At 62.4% G+C, this 3,778-nt stretch carries 3 protein-coding genes; all 3 read right to left on the minus strand.

From position 1 onward, the window contains the following. The coding region (locus ABSG20_RS31875; RefSeq protein WP_423868428.1) for a c-type cytochrome at positions 1 to 1,223 on the minus strand (1,223 nt) is incomplete at its 3' end. A 59-nt stretch (positions 1,224 to 1,282) separates the two neighbouring features. Next, positions 1,283 to 2,929, minus strand: a complete 1,647-nt coding sequence (locus ABSG20_RS31880; protein ID WP_423868429.1) for a GMC family oxidoreductase — start codon at positions 2,927 to 2,929, stop codon at positions 1,283 to 1,285. Between the two features lie 32 nt (positions 2,930 to 2,961). Next, the gene (locus tag ABSG20_RS31885) at positions 2,962 to 3,510 is read right to left on the minus strand and encodes a sugar dehydrogenase complex small subunit (protein WP_423868430.1); all 549 of its coding nucleotides are present in this window, start codon (positions 3,508 to 3,510) and stop codon (positions 2,962 to 2,964) included. Positions 3,511 to 3,778: the final 268 nt, after the last annotated feature.

Consider the following 3,778-nt stretch of genomic DNA (forward strand, 5'->3'; position numbering starts at 1 on the left):
ATGCTGGCGTCTCCGGGTCCGTAATGGGCGAGCACGTAGGTTCCCAGAACGGCTATGTCGCGGTCGCTGAGTTGGGTGGAATCGCCCGGGTGGCCGCCGAAGCCTGGCATGAAGGCTTGTCTTCCCGCGGCCGTGCGATCCACGCCATAGAGAATGGCGGCAATCAGGTTCGCGGGATTCTTTGCTCCCGTGGCGGAGTTGTGGAACAGGCTCGGATAGTAGCCGTCCTTGCTGCCTTGTCCCTCGGCCGAGTGGCAGGAGGCGCAATTACCTTGAAACAGCTCGGCGCCGCTGGGATTGGCGTCATTGTCGGAGCTGATGCCGTCGCGTCCGCGCAAAGCGCCGAGCTCGGAGAACATCCTTCCGGCCGTGAAGCGGGAAGCGCTGGACGGGTCGTGGATCGGCGGTACGCTCTTCACGTAAGTGGCGATGGCCTCGATATCCGGAGCCGACAGATGCTGGAAGCTGTGTTCGACGGCTTCGCCCATGCTTCCGGCCGCCTGCGCCTTTCCGGGCAAACGTCCGGTGCGCAAATAGGCCGCGAGCTCTTCCCCGGCCCAGCTTCCAATTCCCGTCGTCGGATCCGAGGTGATGTTCGGCGCGTACCACGGTCCGACCTCGGCGCCCGACAAAGCGCGGCCTGCCTCCTCCTGCATCAGGAATCCGCGCGGCGTGTGACAGGTGCCGCAATGTGCCGCGCCCTGCACAAGGTACGCGCCCCGATTCCATTCCGCCGATTGCCGCGGATCCGGCGCAAAGACGCCGCCGTCCAGGAACAGGAAATTCCAGGCCAGCATCGACAGGCGGATATTCATCGGAAACGGCAGCTCGGTCTCGGGCGCGCGCGTGTCGACCGGCTGCACGGAACGCACGAAATAGAGGTATAGCGCATGCGCATCATCGTCGGTGAACTTGGCGTAAGAGGTATAGGGCATCGCAGGATAGAGGTGCGCCCCATCGCGGCGAATCCCGCGACGAAGCGCCTGGGAAAAGTCTTCTTCCGTATATCGTCCGATCCCGAAATCTGCCGACGGGGTTATATTTGTGGAATAAATAGTGCCGAGCGGCGTGCCGATGGCGAGCCCGCCTGCAAAGGGCTTGCCGCCTGGGAGGGTGTGGCAGGCCCCGCAATCCGCGGCAATTGCCAGATATTGCCCGCGCGCGATCACTGCCTCGTCGGCCGAGGGATCAGCCCGCTCGGCCGCATGTGAAACGCCGGCCACCAGAGGCCCGGTGAGGAAGATGAGTAAGGCGCAGATTCGGCGACCGGTCCAGGGCATGTTCAACCGTGCCTCAGTTGGTCGACAATCGCATCCGCCGCCTTCAGCGCCAGCGCCGACATGGTGAGCGTGCTGTTCGACGCCGTTCCGCTGGGCATTGCGGCCCCGCCGGGCAAAAACAGGTTCTGATGATCATGCGCGCGGCAGTCAGGATCGACCACCGATGTCTTTGCATCGGCGCCCATGATGCACCCACCCATGATATGGTCACTGTTGAGAAATTCCGGGGAGAGCTGGAAGCTGGTCGCACCGAGCCCGTCCGCCAGTGCGCGCAGCTTCGGAACGGTGTATTCCCTGGCGCTCCGCCGCACATAGTCGCTGACATCGTAGTAGATGTTCGGCTTGTTGATGCCGAGCCAATCCTTCTTGTCCGACAGCGTCAGCCGGTTATCCGGCAAAGGCAGCGGCTCGTGCTCCACGGTCAGCCTCGCGGTGCACGCCGAAAGCCTTCTTATCTCCTTGTCCAACGCCTTTCCGACCAGCCCCTTTTTCAGCGCGGCGGCAGCGCCGACGTAGCTGCGGGCGTAGTTCTCCATTCGGAACATCGCTCCCGTATAGTCCTTGCGGAAGTCGCCTTGCGATGTGTTGAGGATGCTGCTGCTCTGAACCGGACCGACGCCCGTCCACAGCGGTTCCGCAAGCTCCAGCTCCGCGAACAGCTTGGGCTGGTCCATCATGTTGCGCCCGACCTGGTCGGAGCTGTTGGCGATGCCGCCCGGATTACGGTCGTTCTTGGAGAACAACAACAGCTTTGGCGTCTCGATGCTGTTGCAGGCGATGACGAACACCTTGCCGGCGACCCGGTGGGAGGCCTTGTCCGGATCGAAGTAATGGACCGCCTCGACCCCATTCTTTTGGCCGGTCTCTATCCGGTAGACCACCGCATTGGCCAGGATCTTGCCGCCCTTGGCTTCGATCTTCGGCAGCGCCGTCGCCGCATCATACTTGGCGGCGATCGGGCAGACCGGAAAACAATTGTTGTTGCCACAACATGGCGGCCGCCCGTGATAGGAGACGCCGCTGTTGCGCGCTTGCGGCGCCGGCAGATTGATCATGCCAACTTTTGCCGCCACTTCCGTTAAGCGACGCTCACCGGGGCCGAAAGGAAGCGGCCCCATCGGGTAGGGTTTGGAGCGTTTGGCATTTGGCGGCCATTGCAGCGCGGGGTCGGACGGGCCGCTCACGCCGATCGCATGTTCGGCGCGCGTGTAATAGGGCTCGAGCGCATCATATGTGAACGGCCAGTCCCGCCCGACGCCATAAAGGCTCTTCAGGCGCATGTCCTCCGGCGTGATGCGCCAGCACAGGCCCGCCCAGTGCCAGGTCGCGCCGCCGGCATAGCGCACATACCCCTGCAGATAGGCGCGGGCATTCGGCCCTTCCAATTGCAGGTATTGCTCCTGCTCCTTTTCCTTGCGTGTTTCGAGGTGCGGTGCCCACGGCTTTGGCGGGTACGGCGCATCCCAGTGAAACAGCCGCAGGCTCGGGGGCAGGTTGCGGTAATTCTCGACAATTCGCCAGCGATCGACGCGAGGGCCCGCCTCGAGCATCAGCACAGACAAGCCGGCATCGAGAGCCTGCTCCGCGATAAGACAGCCGACAATTCCGGTTCCTGCGATGACAACATCTGCACTCTGGTCGTTTGCCATTTTGTAAGGCCCTGTTTCTGGATTGAGCGCAGCTAGAAATCCGGCATGTTCTCCAATGGCGGCGCCTCTGCCGGCCACGCGTTCGGGCCGGAGATTGCATAGGACGGAATGGTCATGACATCCCTGGTCGGCTGATACATCAGCGCATATTCAAAGGCGAAGACCTCGGCATCGTCGGCGTCCTTCACGACGCCGAGATACCAGGCGGAAATGATCGCGAGCGCCGTCTCCTTGAGCGGCCCTTCCGGGACGTCGGGGAAAAACTCTTCGACAATTGCCGCATTCTTGTTTCTTGCAATGGCGAGCAGCCCGGCGACCTGCTCCGACAACGACGGATTCAATGCGCTCATCGCGGCGCCAATGCGCTTGCCTACCTCCTCGTGCAGGTGATGGGGAATCAGCAGCGATGAGATCTCCATGAACCGGGCCGCGGACTCCTGCGACCAAGCGCCCGCAGCGGCAATCGCCGGCAGCGTCGGCACAACCGCAAGGCCGCCAACCAGGGACAGCCCACCAAGCAGAACTTGACGGCGCGCCAGACCAAAGGCTGTGGGGCTGTCATCGCGATATCGGTTGGGCACGAGCCACTCCGTCGTTCAGACCTCAGAGGCGACAGGCGCCTCGTTAAAGGCCATGATTTCTGTACATTTGCCACGATCGGCTTTTGCTTTGTCTTCAACCATAACCTGGGTAGTCGTGCCTCTCCATCCAGCCCTGGTTTCGCTTTAGCTATACCTTGGTGTTAGTAGAGAAAGCCGACTGCCCGGCTCGACTCTTGCGGCGCGGGCGCGCGTGCAATCGATCTCGGGCGGCACGCGCACACCAGATCATATCAAGGTATGAGCGGAC

This window comes from Bradyrhizobium sp., assembly GCF_049512235.1.
In the GTDB taxonomy this organism is placed as follows: Bacteria; Pseudomonadota; Alphaproteobacteria; order Rhizobiales; family Xanthobacteraceae; genus Bradyrhizobium.